This is a genomic window from Corallococcus sp. CA053C, assembly GCF_003611675.1.
Lineage (GTDB): Bacteria > Myxococcota > Myxococcia > Myxococcales > Myxococcaceae > Corallococcus.
On record NZ_RAWA01000289.1, the window covers coordinates 1 to 12769 of the forward strand.

Sequence of the window (12769 nt, forward strand, 5' to 3'; positions counted from 1 at the left end):
GCGGTCAGCTGGGCGGGACGGGCACGGATGTGCTGTCGTTCGGTCAGGGCATGACGCGGCCGGAGCAGATCTCGGGCCCCCAGGTGTCCTACACGCGTGAGGCCATTGAAGCGCGCGTCCAGGGCCTGATGATCGTGAAGTGCGTCATCACGACCGAGGGGAAGGTCGAGCGCTGCCGCGTCATCAAGCCGCTCCCCCACATGGAGCAGGCCGTGATGGACGTGTTGGCCGCCTCACGCTACAAGCCGGTCACGTTCCAGGGCCGGCCGGTCGAGGTCCAGTACACCTTCAACTTCAACCTGAAGCTGCCGCGCTGATCGAGCGCACCTGCTGAGCAGTCCGCCGAATCCAACCCCGCGCTCGTGAGGAGGAGCGCTCCACAGCCATGCAATTCACTCTTGCTGATATCTGGCACCACACGGGCCTCTTTGCCCGCATGATCATCTTCACCCTCGCCATCATGTCGGTGGCGTCGCTGGTCGTCATGGCGGAGCGGATCATCGTCTTCCGCAAGACGCGCGCGGACAGCCGCAATTTCGCCGCCAAGATGGGCGCCATCCTCGCGAAGGGCGACCTGACCACCGCAGCCAACACGAACCTGGGCAAGGACGTGGGCCACCTGGGCCGCGTCATCAACTCCGGTCTGACGGCGTACCGGATCAGCCCCGGGAACAAGGACCTCGCGGTGGAATCCGTGGCGCGGGCGCTGGAGCGCCAGGCGCAGCGCGAAGTGCAGAGCCTGAAGCGCGGCCTGGGCCTGCTGGCCACGGTCGGTTCGACGGCGCCGTTCGTGGGCCTGCTGGGCACCACGATGGGTATCGTGAACGCGTTCCAGCTGATGGCGGCGGCCGGCTCCGGCGGTCTGGGCACCATCTCGGCGGGTATCGCCGAGGCGCTCATCACCACCGCGTTCGGCCTCCTGGTGGCCATCCCCGCCGTGATGGCCTACAACTTCCTGCAGGGCTGGGTGGATGCCCGCTCCGTGGACATCTCCGAGTCCTCCAACGAGTTCCTGGACGTGGTTGCGCGGCATGTGGGCGGCGGCGCCCACTCCTCGCACGCGGCTTAGTTCAAGCCCACCCCTGGGACATCCCTGCCCTCGTGGGCGGCCCGGCTGAAGCCAGCCGAGCTGCCCCGGGGTGGGATCCCCTTCCCGGACACAGGTGCACGCATGGGAATGTCAGCAGGCCCCAAAGGGGGCATCAAGAGCGAGATCAACGTCACGCCCCTCGTGGACGTGGTGCTGGTGCTGCTCATCATCTTCATGGTCGTGACGCCCATGCTCCAGCGCGGCAAGTCGGTGGAGCTGCCCAAGGCCACGGAGATTGAAAAGGAAGGCGGCAAGGACGCCGACCCGCTGGTCCTCTCCATCACCCCGGACAAGAAGGTGTTCGTGGAGAACGACGAGGTCAACGAGCAGGGCCTGCAGGACAAGATCGCCGCGGAGATGCAGAAGGATCCGGGCAAGAAGATCCTGCTGAAGGGTGACAACACCCTGAACGTGGGCGACGTGCGCAAGGTCTTGGACAGCGCCCGCAAGGCGAAGGCGAAGCAGATCGCCCTGGGTGTCGAGGAGAAGAAGTAATGTCCCAAGGAACCAAGCAGCGTCAGTGGGTCAAGCCCGCGTCCGCGCCGAACTCGGAGATCAACGTCACGCCCCTCGTGGACGTGGTGCTGGTGCTCCTCATCATCTTCATGGTCGTGACGCCCCTCCTGGAGAAGGACATCCTCGTCCGGGTCCCGGAGACGGAGATGGAGAATGAGCCGCCGCCGGAGCCCGACGCCCAGCAGATCGTCGTGCAGGTGGACAAGGACGGCACCTACTCCATCAACACGGAGCAGATCGCCGCCTCCGACTACGTCAACCGCCTCAAGCGGATGTTGAACTCCAAGAAGCCGGACGAGAAGGTCGTCTTCTTCATGGCGGACGACGCGGCGAACTACGGCAAGCTCGTCGTGGCGCTCGACGGCGCCCGTGCCGCGGGAGCGAAGATCCTGGGCATGGCCACCGAACTGCCCCCGAACGCGGTCATCCAGGGCACGGAGGCGACGCCTGGAGGCGCGCCTCCCGCGCCCGCGCCGACGCCCTGATCCGCTCCTCCGGACAGGGCTGACGCAACCTCAGCGGTCGCAGGGTTCAAAGAGAAGCTCGCTGGCGGGGATCCTTCCCCAATGCCAGCGAGCTTCTTGCTTTGGGGCCCACGTCTTCGCCCGGGACGGAACGTCTGACGCGGTGGATGGGCATTCCCGGCTGCCTGGGAGGCAATGGCTTCGGTACGGGCGTTGCTCTGCCCTCCTCCAGCGCAGGTGGCGAGGGGGAGACGATGCTGGCTCGGGTGCGGTCGGGGGCGTTGATGGGCATCGACGCGGTGGTGGTGGAGTGCGAGGTCGACATGGCGCTCGGGCTGCCCTACTTCAACGTCGTGGGGTTGCCGGAAGGGGCGGCGCGGGAGTCGAAGGTCCGGGTCGTCTCCGCGCTGAAGAACAGCGGCTTCGACCTTCCGCAGAAGCGGATCACCGTCAACCTGGCCCCCGCTGATATTCGAAAGGAAGGGGCGGCGTTCGAGCTTCCCATCGCGCTGGGGGTGCTTGCCGCGGCGCGGCTGATGGAAGAGGAGCCACTGGCGCACTACCTGTTTGGCGGAGAGCTGTCGCTGGATGGCTCCATCAAGCCCATCCGGGGAGTGCTCCCGCTGGCCGTGGCGGCCCGGAATGGTGGCTTCCGCGGGGTCATGGTCCCTGCCGCCAATGCGACGGAGGCCGCGCTCGTGGAGGGGCTCCAGGTGCTGCCGGTGGCCCACCTGCGCGAAGCCGTGGGTCACCTCAACGGCAGCGCCCCGCTGACACCGTTGATGCGCGCGGCGACGCCGGGCGTTGGCCCGCGAAAGGCGACCGCGGACATGGCCGACGTGCGGGGCCAGCCGGAGCTGAAGCTGGCCCTGGAGCTCGCGGCGGCCGGCGGGCACAACGTCCTCATGGCCGGCCCTCCCGGCTCGGGCAAGACGATGCTGGCGCGACGACTGCCGGGCATCCTGCCGGAGATGACCTTCGACGAGGCCCTGGAGGTGACGAAGGTCTACTCCATCCAGGGCCTGCTGGGAGACGAGCAGGCGTTGATGCGCGAGCGCCCGTTCCGCGCGCCCCATCACACGCTGTCCGACGCGGGGCTCGTGGGAGGCGGCCCCGCGGCGCGCCCGGGAGAGCTGTCCCTGGCCCATCACGGCGTGCTGTTCCTCGATGAGCTCCCGGAGTTCCGCAAGAACGTGCTGGAGGTGCTACGCCAGCCCCTGGAAGAGGGCGCCATCCATCTGGCGCGGGCGAACCAGCACATCACCTACCCCTGCCGGGTGATGTTGGTGGCGGCGATGAACCCCTGCCCTTGCGGCTACTTCAACGTGCCGGAGCGCACGTGCACCTGCCCGGAGCACCGCGTCTTCGACTACCACTCGCGCGTCAGCGGTCCCCTGCTGGACCGCATCGACATCACCGTGCAGACGCGGCCCGTGGAGTACCACCAGCTGGCGGCGAAGAGTCAGGAGCTGCCCAGCCATTACTACCGGCAGCGCGTGGAAGCCGCGCGCGAGCGGCAGCGCGCTCGCTTCCAGGACGCGCCGGGCGTGCACTGCAATGCCCAGATGCCTTCCCACCTGCTGCGCCGCTACTGCGTGCTGTCATCCCGCGCGGAGCAGATGCTGGAGCTCGCGGTCCGCCACCATGGCCTGTCCGCCCGCGCGCATGACCGCATCCTCAAGCTGGCCCTGACGCGCGCGGACCTGGAAGGGCATGGGCGCATCGAGGACGTGGACATGCAGCTCGCCGTCGACTGCCGGATGCTGGACCGCCGGGGCTGGCTGCACGCCAACACCCAGGGGCTGGCGGGCGCCTCACGCCCCATTGCGCCTTCCTGGAGAGCGGCTCCGGCGGACAGCGGCGGTCGCCGGCCTCCAGGCGACAAGGCCTGACGCGCGGGCCGAAGACGTCAGGAGGGTACTCGCACGGGGGCCGCGGCATCACGCGCGGCAGGGGGCGCCGTGACGACCGACGGAGACGCTTCCGCAGCCGCTCCGGGCAGTTGCTCCGCGACGCGTGCATCGGGGCGGGACACGGGGCCGGTGATGATGCGCGCCGAGCTGCCGAAGGTCAGGTACGCGTAGGCCCAGTTGAGCAGCACGGCCAGCTTGCTGCGGAAGCCCACGAGGAAGGTGATGTGGATGAAGAGCCAGGCCAGCCAGGCGACGAAGCCGGATTGCTGGACGCGTTTGAAGGCCACGCCCACGGCATGGCCACGACCGATGACGGCGTAGGTGCCCCGGTCCCAGTAGCGGAAGGGCTGCATCGGCTGGCCCGCCAGTTGGCGACGGAGGTTGCGGACCGCGTGCTTTCCCTCCTGCATCGCCGCGGGCGCCACTCCCGGGACGGCGCTTCCGTCCTCCTGTTTGACGAGCGCCAGGTCCCCGACGACGAAGATGTGGGGGTACCCGGGCACGGTCAGCTCGGGCGTCACCGGAACGCGGCCCGCGCGGTCCAGCTCCACGCCCAGCGACCGGGCCACCGGCGAGGCCTCCACACCCGCGGCCCAGAGCACGGTGTGGGCCGCCAGACGCTCGGCGCCCATGTCCAGGCCCGTGGCGTCGATGTTCGTCACGCGGGTGCCCGTGCGGACCTCGACCCCGAGGTTCTCCAGCACCTTGCGCGCGTCGCGGGAGAGGTTCTCGGGGTAGGTGGGGAGCACCCGGTCCATTCCCTCGATGAGGATGACGCGTGCGTCTCGCGGATCAATGTTCTGGAAGTCACCCGTCAATGAACGGCGACTGATCTCCGCCAGGGCTCCGGCCAGCTCCACGCCCGTGGGGCCTCCGCCGATGATGGCGAAGGTGAGCAGCGCGCGGCGGCGCTCGGGATCCGGCTCACGCTCGGCCCATTCGAAGGCGAGCAGCACCCGCCGACGGATCTCCACCGCGTCCTCGACCGTCTTCAACCCCATCGCGTGTCGCGACCAGGCATCGTTGCCGAAGTACGAGTGCGTGGCCCCCGTGGCGACGATGAGGAAGTCGTACGACAGCTCCCCATCGGACAGGAGGACGCGCTTGTTCGCGGTGTCCACTCCGGTCACCTCCGCGAGCAACACCTGGACCTGATCACGTCCGAGCATCGCCCGCAGCGGCGCGGCGATGTCGCTCGGGCTGAGCGTGGCCGTGGCCACCTGGTACAGCAGCGGCTGGAAGAGGTGGTGGTTGTGGCGGTCCACCATCGTGACGCGCACCCCTGCCTTTCGCAGGTACCGGGCCGCGTAGAGGCCGCCGAAGCCGCCTCCCAGGATGACCACATGGGGAAGGTTCTCACGGGTCGTTTTCACACTGGAAGAAGTCACGCGGCCACCCCCGGGATTCAATGCAATGCAGTCTGGCTCCCCAAGCCAGGCTGTCATGTCCCCCCGTGCCGGCTTATGTGGACACGCCCTTCCTTGCGTCTTCTCAGGTGCCGGGAGACAGCCGTGCCGCTCCACCGTGCCGGACGGACATGACGGACCTGGACGCACCTGGAACGACCTTCGCCTGGGAACTCGCGCGGCATGTCCGTTGCTGTCTCCACGTCCGAGGCATCGAGCCCGCGGGGCGGCGAGGGAGTCAGACGAGATGAGCAGGCTGACGGAGAAGTTGAAGGCAGTGGCGGCGGCGGTGGCGTCCATCGAGAAGCAGTTCGGCCGGGGCGCGGTGATGACGCTCGGGGCGGACGCGCCGGAGCAGAAGGTGGCGATCATCCCCACGGGCTCGGTGGGGCTGGACCGTGCGCTGGGCGTGGGCGGTTATCCGCGAGGACGCGTGGTGGAGCTGTTCGGCAACGAGTCATCCGGGAAGACGACGCTGACCCTGCATGCCATCGCCCAGGTCCAGGCCGTGGGAGGCGTGGCGGCCTTCATCGACGCGGAGCACGCGCTGGACCTGTCCTATGCGCGCAAGCTGGGGGTGCGCGCGGAGGAGTTGCTGGTGGCCCAGCCGGACACCGGGGAGCAGGCACTGGAGATCACCGAGCAGCTCGTGCGCTCGGGCGCTGTGGACCTGATCGTCGTGGACTCGGTGGCGGCGCTGGTGCCTCGCGCGGAGATCGAAGGGGAGATGGGGGATGCGCACATGGGTGTCCAGGCACGGCTGATGAGCCAGGCCCTGCGCAAGCTCACCGGCGCGGTGAGCCGCTCCGGCACGTGCATCATCTTCATCAACCAGATCCGCATGAAGATTGGCGTGATGTTCGGCAACCCGGAGACGACGACGGGTGGCAACGCGCTGAAGTTCTACGCGTCGGTGCGGATGGAGATCCGCCGCATGGGCAACCTCAAGGAGGGCGATGCGGTGGTGGGTTCACGGGCCCGCGTGAAGGTGGTGAAGAACAAGCTGGCGCCCCCGTTCCAGGAAGCGGAGTTCGACGTGCTCTATGGCACGGGCATCCACCGCGCCGCCGAGGTGCTGGACCTGGCGGTGAGCGCGGGCGTGGTGGAGAAGTCCGGCAGCCACTTCAGCCTGCGCGGGGAGCGCATCGGACAGGGACGGGAGCGGGCCTGCGAGTGGCTGCGCGAGCATCCGGACGTCCTGGCGTCCCTCGCCCGCGAGCTGGTGGGTGCCGCGGCACCGCCCGTGTCAGCGGCCTCCGTCGAGGCGGCCTAGGAGGCCGGTTGAAGCGCATCCAGCGAGAGGGGGACCTCCAGCCGGCGCTGTCCGGCCCGCAGCACCAGGTGTCCCTCCGGGGCCTCCTCCAGCAGCTCGCCGAACTGGTACTGCGCATCGCGGGAGAAGCGCGCCTTCGCCCTCCCCTGCTTCACGCGGCAGGTGAGGACGCCTTCCGGCGTGAGCTGGAGCGAGGAGGGCTCCAACGCTTCCGCCGTCCGGTCGCTCAGGCGCAGGGACAGACGCTCGTCGGGCGTGACGTCCACGGTGCGGACCTCATAAGCCGCGTCCTCCACCTGGACGTAGCACCAGTCCGGGGCGATGCGGAGCTGGTAGCGCCCATCGTCGTCCAGGACCAGGGAGGCGTTGAAGAACTCGATGATCTTCGGGTGCTCGATGGGCTCGTCGTCGTGCCACCAGCGCAACGCGGCATCGAGGCGGATGCCGCTGTCCTCGCGGGTGTGCCAACGCTTGCCAGGAGGGGGCTGACCGGTGGGAGGTTGCATGTCGCCCTTTATGTGCGCGTGGGGCTCGGCGAATTCAAGCCGCCGGGCCCCGCCCGCCTACCAGTTCCGGACGAACTCCGTGTAGCCGCGAAAGGCCACGGCGCCCCAGAAGTTCACCAGCACGCCAAGCGCCAGCACGGCCACCACCGCGCGGTTGCGCAGGGACCAGCCACCCACGGCGAAGAGCAGCAGCAGGTAGGGCGTGTAGTCCAGGCTGAACCGGAAGCCGAACTGCATGTAACCGGTGTTCTGGTAGATGAGGCCCGGCAGCGCGCACACCGCCACGGTCAGCCACAGGGGCCAGTGCATGCGAGGACGCGTGCGGGGAACCAGCAGGAACACCAGCAGGGGCAGCGTGAGCAGCAGCGTCAGCCCGTGCGGGTCGTACGACAGCCTCGGAGGAGACAGCGACACCTGGGGCAGCTTGAGGAACGCGGCCTGGAGGTTGCGCGACAGGTACTCGAGGTTGAAGAGGCCGAAGCGGTCGATGTCCGCGTTCACCCGATTGTTGAAGAGGTACGAGTGGCCGAACTCTCCCGGCTTGCCGAATCGGTAGACGTTGTAGGCCGCGGCGAGCAGGGCCAGCGGCCCGGCCCCCAGTCCGAAGAGTCCGAGCTTGCGGAAGGCAGGCTTCCACGTGGTCGGAAGCGCCTTGAGCTGGGCCAGCCGATCCGGTCCCGGGCAGAGCGCCTCCAGGACGAAGAAGAGGCCCGCGAACACGAGCGGCGTGCGGGTGAGCACGGCCATGGAGAAGAAGAGGCCCGCGAGCAGGGGGCGCCGGGCCTTCACGGCGTTGCGCACGTACAGACACGTGAGCGCCACGCCCATCACCTGCGCGCTGAACCAGACCTCGCCCCGGATGGCGCAGTAGAAGAACAGCGTGCCGAAGGCGAGCACGAGCGACAGCACCACGTTGTCGTCGCGGTTGCGCTCGGTCTCCCCTTCCTGCGCCAGGAAGCGCAGCAGCGAATAGAAGAGCGCCACCGCGAGCGCGCCCACGAAGACGCCGAAGGACGTGTCGTTGAACTGGTAGCCGTGCAACGCGACGAAGGGGAGCATCACCACGGCGGGGAAGGACGGGAAGCTCACGAACCAGCGGTCATCCCGGAGCGGGCGTCCCTCGCACCGCACCTTCTGCCCCTCCACGAGCCGCACGCAGGCCCAGTCCTCCAGGTTGGGCAACACCTGCGGATCCACATCGAGCCGTCCGTCCAGCCAGGACTGCGCCTGGTAGATGAAGTGCGGCGCGGCGCTCTGCCGGAGGAAGCGCTGCGAGCTGAAGCTGGACAGCACCGCGAACGCCACCAGGAACAGCATGACCTCCACGCGATAGGCCGACAGCCACAGGCGCACCGCGCTCAGCACCGGATGCGGGCCCTTCACGGTGGAGGCCGTGGACGGGGCAGCGGCTTCGAGCGGCAGGGGGCTGCTGGGCGCGGGCTCGGGCGGGGCGGGCGTGGCGCCGGAGAGCGGAGCCTGGGGCACCGTGGACGGAGCTTCCGGCGCGGAAGGACGGGGACGCTTTGACTTGGAGCGACTCATGGAGACACGGGGGCGGCGAGCAGGTGCAACCTCAACATTTCCAGCACGTGGGCCGCGGCGAACAGGCGCACGCGGTCGCGGTCACCCGCGAGCGACACCCGTTCGCAGCGGGGCTCCAGGTCGGGACCGGCCAGCGCGCAGTAGACGGTTCCCACGGGGTCCTCGGGCGTTCCACCTCCGGGACCGGCGTAGCCCGTCACCGACAGGCCGAACGTCGCACCGCAGGCGGTGCGAACGCCCTCGGCCATGGCGAGGGCGGTCTGCCGGGAGACGGCGCTGTGCTTCGCCAGGATTTCTGGCGCGACGCCCACCCAGGCGGACTTCATCTTCTCCGTGTAGACGACCGCGCCGCCCACGAACACCTGGCTCGCACCCGGGACGGCCGTGAGGTCCTGCGCGATGAGGCCTCCCGTGCAGCTCTCCGCCACGGCCAGCGTGTGCCCGGCACGCGCCAACAGGTCCAGCAGGACGGGGGCGTATTCGCTGCCGTCCGCGCCGTACACGTGCGTGCCCAGCACCGCCCGACACGCGGCCTCCGCGGCGGCGAGCGCGGCGTCGGCCTCCGCCTGGGTGGGCGCTTCGGCCATCAGCTTCAGGTGGTTCTCGGGGGCGTGCGTGCGGAAGCCGAACACCACCCGGGGATGGCTGGGGGCCAGCGGCATCACCTGCTGGTTCAGCACCGATTCGGGCAGGCGCACCGTGCGCAGCAGGCGGAAGGCCCGGAAGGTGCGGTGGGGCTCGGAGGCGAGCCCGCCGCGAACGCGCGGCAACACCTCTCCGTCCACCAGCGCGCGGTATTCGCGCGGGACGCCCGGCAGGAAGAACAGCTGCGCGCGGCCGAGCTTCTGGATGACCAGCGGGGCCGAGCCCTGGGGGTTGCGCACCGGCTCGGCCCCCTTGGGGATCCTCGCCATGCGCAGGGCGCCCGGGTTCATGTCCATGCCTCGCGCGGCGTAGCGCTCCTTGAGCCAGCCCAGCACCCTCGCGTCCTCCTCGAGGGGCACGCCCGCGGCGGCGGCGGCGCACTCCAGCGTGAAGTCGTCCGCCGTGGGGCCCAGGCCGCCCGACACGATGACCACGTCCGCGCGCGCCGAGGCCTCCAGCAGCGCGCCGGTGATGTCCGGGCGGACGTCACCGACGACGGTCACCCGTTCGACCTTCACGCCCAGGTCGAAGAGGCGGGCTTCCAGGTAGGTGCTGTTGGTGTCCGTGATGAGGCCGGTGACGAGTTCGTCACCGGTGCACAGCAGCTCGACGCGCATGGGCCGGGCATCCTAGCGGTCCCGGGCCGGGAGGGCACGGTCCGCGTCCTGCGTCCTGTGCCAGGCGGCTCAGAGGTACGCGGGACCGTCGTCCGGGGCGGCGTTGGCCTCGGAGTCCTCGTCGTCGTCCTCGTCCAGCTCGGCGGCCACGGCCACCGCGGCGACAGCGCCCGTGCCGACCTTGCGCGACACCAGCCGGCTGCGCACGGAGACGGCCGACTCCACGAGGCCCATCACGAGGTACGCGAAGAAGTACGTCACCAGCACCCAGGCGGGATGGAACTGCTGGGCAATGAAGCCGCCCGTGAGCGCCATGGCCATGAACACGAGCGCCGCCTTCCGGCCGGGCCGCGCGTCCTTGAAGGTGCGGTAGCGCACCGTGGACACCATCAGCAGGGACAGCGCGCCGGCCGCCACCGCCACCGGCATGCGGGCGCCGTCACCCAGCGCTTCGCCCTGCGAGGCCACGTGGTGGGAGATGATGAGCGAGACCAGCACGCCCGCGGCCAGCGGGATGGGCAGGCCGACGAAGAAGCTGCCACCGCCGCCGTGCGGGTTGCGCATGGCGAGCACGTTGAAGCGCGCCAGCCGCATGGCGCCGCACGCCATGAACGCGAAGGAAATGAACAGGCCCCAGAAGCCCATGGGCGCCAGCGCCCACTTGTAGACCAGGAGCGCCGGGGCCGCGCCGAAGGACATCACGTCCGCCAGGCTGTCGAGCTGCATGCCGAAGTCGCTCTGCGTCTTCGTCAGCCGGGCCACCCGTCCATCGAACCCGTCGAAGAACATGGCGAAGAGGATGGCCAGGGCCGCCTGGTACAGCTGCACCGGCGTCGCTTCACCCGAACACAGGGTGATGGCGTAAAAGCCACAGAAGATGGAGGTGACGGTGAAGAGGTTCGGGAGCACGAACATCAGTTTCCGTAGCTTCATCGTTCCCTCGACTTCCCCAGGTGGTCGGCTGCCCATGCGGCAGAAACGGCGAGGGAACGGACCTTAGCAGGGTTTTATTCGCGCCGGAGTCGGTCCCCGGTCGCATGGAGGAGAAATGCCGTTCGGGCGCTGGGCCCTGTGGGGATTGGAGGCGGCGGTCATCCTCCTCGTGGTCAATGTCGTGTGGGTCCTGCTGGTGCGGCGCTGGTACCGCCTGCGGGGGCCGCTGCCCGTGATGCTGCGGGCGCGCTGCGCCGATGGCTGGGAGCTGGCCGTGCACTCCCGGCGAGCGGCCGTGCGCCGCTTCGCCGAGCCGGTGCTGCTGTGCCACGGGCTGGCGGCCAACCGCTACACCTTCGACTTCGAGCCGCCCTACTCCGTGGCGCACTACCTCAATGATGCCGGCTTCGACTGCTTCACCGTGGAGTGGCGCGGCACCGGCCACTCACGGCGTCCGCCCCCGGGCAGGCGCCCCACGGACTTCACCATCGATGACCACATCACCCAGGACGGGCCGGCCTTGTTGGAGCTGGCCCTGAAGGAGACCGGGGCGAAGCAGGCCTTCTGGCTCGGTCACTCGCTGGGGGGACTGGTGGGCTATGGCGTGGCCCAGGGCGCCGACGGTGGAAAGCTCGCCGGCCTGCTGGAGCTGGGGGCGCCGGTGCATCTCAAGTCGGAGCCCTTCCTGCGCACGCTCATCTCGCTCGGCGTGCGCGCCGCGTGGCCCGGCGCCATCCGGCAGGAGTGGATGAGCGCCAGCGTGGCCCCGTTCCTGGGCTACATCGCCCTGCCCCTGGCCGACCTCGTGGTGAATCCGCAGCACATGCCGCCGCGCATCCTGCGGCAGGTCTCCGCCAACATGATGGCGGCGATGAGCCGCAAGGTGCTGCTCCAGTTCCAGGATTGGATCACCCACGACGCGTTCCGTTCCTATGACCGGAAGACGGACTGGCGCGCGGGCATCGCGAAGCTCCAGCAGCCCGTGCTGGTGATGGGCGGCAGCGCGGACCGTCTGGCCACCGCAGCGAACGTGGAGTCGCAGTACGCGCTCCTCACGTCCCCCGACCGCACCCTGCACATCTTCGGTCGGGACCGTGGCGACAAGATGGACTACGGCCACGGCGACCTCATCTTCGGCACCGGCGCCCCGACAGAGGTCTACCCCGTCATCCGCGAGTGGCTGGAGCAGCGCGCCACCCCTCTGCCCCCAACGCCCGCGCCCACCCAGGGCTGAGGCGTCAGGGGCGTCGTGGAGGGGGCTCGAGCTGGACGCAGGGGGCCTCCACGCCCTGCGTGTTGCGGGCATCGACCTGACGGAGTTGGACGCGCGTCTGGCCCTCGCAGTCGGCGGACACCAGTGGACTCCGGGTGTCCTTCACGGTGAGGGCTTCGGCCCGCAGCTGGCCGTCTTCGAGGGCCAGCAGCACGGAGCCTCCGGCGTCGTGGACCTCGATGCCATGGGCCTCCAGCGTCGCTTGCGTATCCGCCGCCAATGCCGCGAGCTCACAGGTGGTGAGTCGGGCGTCCCGCAGCACCACGTGGGCTCGCTGCGTCGCCAGCACGCAGGTGCCCTTCGCGCCCTGGACCGTGACGGCTTCCACGTCCGCGTCCACCTGGCGCAGGTGGAGACCGTCTCCGGCGATTCCGTCCGCCGTGCTCACGCCCTGGATGCTTCCGTCGCGCAGGCGCAGGCGACCCTGCACCGCCACCACGCCGTACTCGCGCGAACCCTCCAGCCGGAAGCGCCGGACCTCCAGGTCCGAGTTCGTGAGCTGCAGGGCTCCGTAGGTGCCCGCGTCCTTCACGACCACGTCCTCCAGCAGGCCGCTCGTCGCCGTGAGCCCCCTGTCTCTTATACAAATCT

The 12769-nt window shown here is 69.4% G+C and carries 12 protein-coding genes and 1 pseudogene; 7 read left to right on the forward strand and 6 right to left on the reverse strand.

Annotation, left to right across the window (positions count from 1 at the left end; all coding sequences use genetic code 11):
* The 5 genes from D7V97_RS29945 to D7V97_RS29965 form a co-directional block, all read left to right on the forward strand.
* On the forward strand, positions 1 to 317 hold a 317-nt coding region (locus D7V97_RS29945), incomplete at its 5' end, for an energy transducer TonB (RefSeq protein ID WP_147445028.1).
* A 68-nt stretch (positions 318 to 385) separates the two neighbouring features.
* Entirely contained in the window at positions 386 to 1069 is a 684-nt protein-coding gene (locus D7V97_RS29950) for a MotA/TolQ/ExbB proton channel family protein (protein ID WP_120614052.1), read from the forward strand.
* Between the two features lie 102 nt (positions 1070 to 1171).
* Positions 1172 to 1585, forward strand: a complete 414-nt coding sequence (locus D7V97_RS29955; protein WP_120614053.1) for a biopolymer transporter ExbD — start codon at positions 1172 to 1174, stop codon at positions 1583 to 1585.
* Positions 1585 to 2091, forward strand: a complete 507-nt coding sequence (locus D7V97_RS29960; RefSeq protein ID WP_120614054.1) for a biopolymer transporter ExbD — start codon at positions 1585 to 1587, stop codon at positions 2089 to 2091. The genes D7V97_RS29955 and D7V97_RS29960 overlap by 1 nt, the downstream gene beginning before the upstream one ends.
* Positions 2092 to 2324: 233 nt before the next feature.
* Complete coding sequence (locus D7V97_RS29965; protein WP_233583312.1) at positions 2325 to 3962, forward strand: YifB family Mg chelatase-like AAA ATPase; 1638 nt, start codon at positions 2325 to 2327, stop codon at positions 3960 to 3962.
* A gap of 17 nt (positions 3963 to 3979) precedes the next feature.
* On the opposite strand, the gene D7V97_RS29970 is transcribed toward D7V97_RS29965, so the two are convergent.
* Positions 3980 to 5356, reverse strand: coding sequence for an NAD(P)/FAD-dependent oxidoreductase (locus D7V97_RS29970; RefSeq protein WP_120614055.1), 1377 nt, complete (start codon positions 5354 to 5356; stop codon positions 3980 to 3982).
* A gap of 280 nt (positions 5357 to 5636) precedes the next feature.
* On the opposite strand from D7V97_RS29970, the gene recA reads away from it, so the two are divergent.
* Positions 5637 to 6662: a recombinase RecA gene (gene recA, locus D7V97_RS29975; protein ID WP_120614056.1), complete on the forward strand. Its 1026-nt coding sequence runs from the start codon at positions 5637 to 5639 to the stop codon at positions 6660 to 6662.
* Here recA and D7V97_RS29980 read toward each other — a convergent pair.
* The 4 genes from D7V97_RS29980 to pssA form a co-directional block, all read right to left on the reverse strand.
* The gene (locus tag D7V97_RS29980; RefSeq protein WP_199728985.1) at positions 6659 to 7168 is read right to left on the reverse strand and encodes a DUF1285 domain-containing protein; all 510 of its coding nucleotides are present in this window, start codon (positions 7166 to 7168) and stop codon (positions 6659 to 6661) included. The genes recA and D7V97_RS29980 overlap by 4 nt on opposite strands.
* 57 nt (positions 7169 to 7225) lie before the next feature.
* Positions 7226 to 8710 carry a hypothetical protein gene (locus D7V97_RS29985; protein ID WP_120614058.1) on the reverse strand — a complete coding sequence of 495 codons (1485 nt, stop codon included), beginning with the start codon at positions 8708 to 8710 and terminating at the stop codon, positions 7226 to 7228.
* On the reverse strand, positions 8707 to 9972 hold the full coding sequence (locus D7V97_RS29990; RefSeq protein ID WP_120614059.1) for a CinA family nicotinamide mononucleotide deamidase-related protein: 1266 nt from the start codon (positions 9970 to 9972) through the stop codon (positions 8707 to 8709). Before D7V97_RS29990 ends, D7V97_RS29985 begins: the two co-directional genes overlap by 4 nt.
* Positions 9973 to 10041: 69 nt before the next feature.
* Positions 10042 to 10905: a CDP-diacylglycerol--serine O-phosphatidyltransferase gene (gene pssA / locus D7V97_RS29995; protein ID WP_120614060.1), complete on the reverse strand. Its 864-nt coding sequence runs from the start codon at positions 10903 to 10905 to the stop codon at positions 10042 to 10044.
* A gap of 115 nt (positions 10906 to 11020) precedes the next feature.
* Between pssA and D7V97_RS30000 the strand changes: the two genes are divergently transcribed.
* A complete protein-coding gene (locus D7V97_RS30000) occupies positions 11021 to 12139 on the forward strand; it encodes an alpha/beta fold hydrolase (RefSeq protein ID WP_120614061.1) in 1119 nt (372 codons plus the stop codon).
* A 4-nt stretch (positions 12140 to 12143) separates the two neighbouring features.
* On the opposite strand, the pseudogene D7V97_RS44850 reads toward D7V97_RS30000, so the two are convergent.
* Positions 12144 to 12769, reverse strand: a pseudogene (locus D7V97_RS44850) (hypothetical protein); the annotation flags it as partial.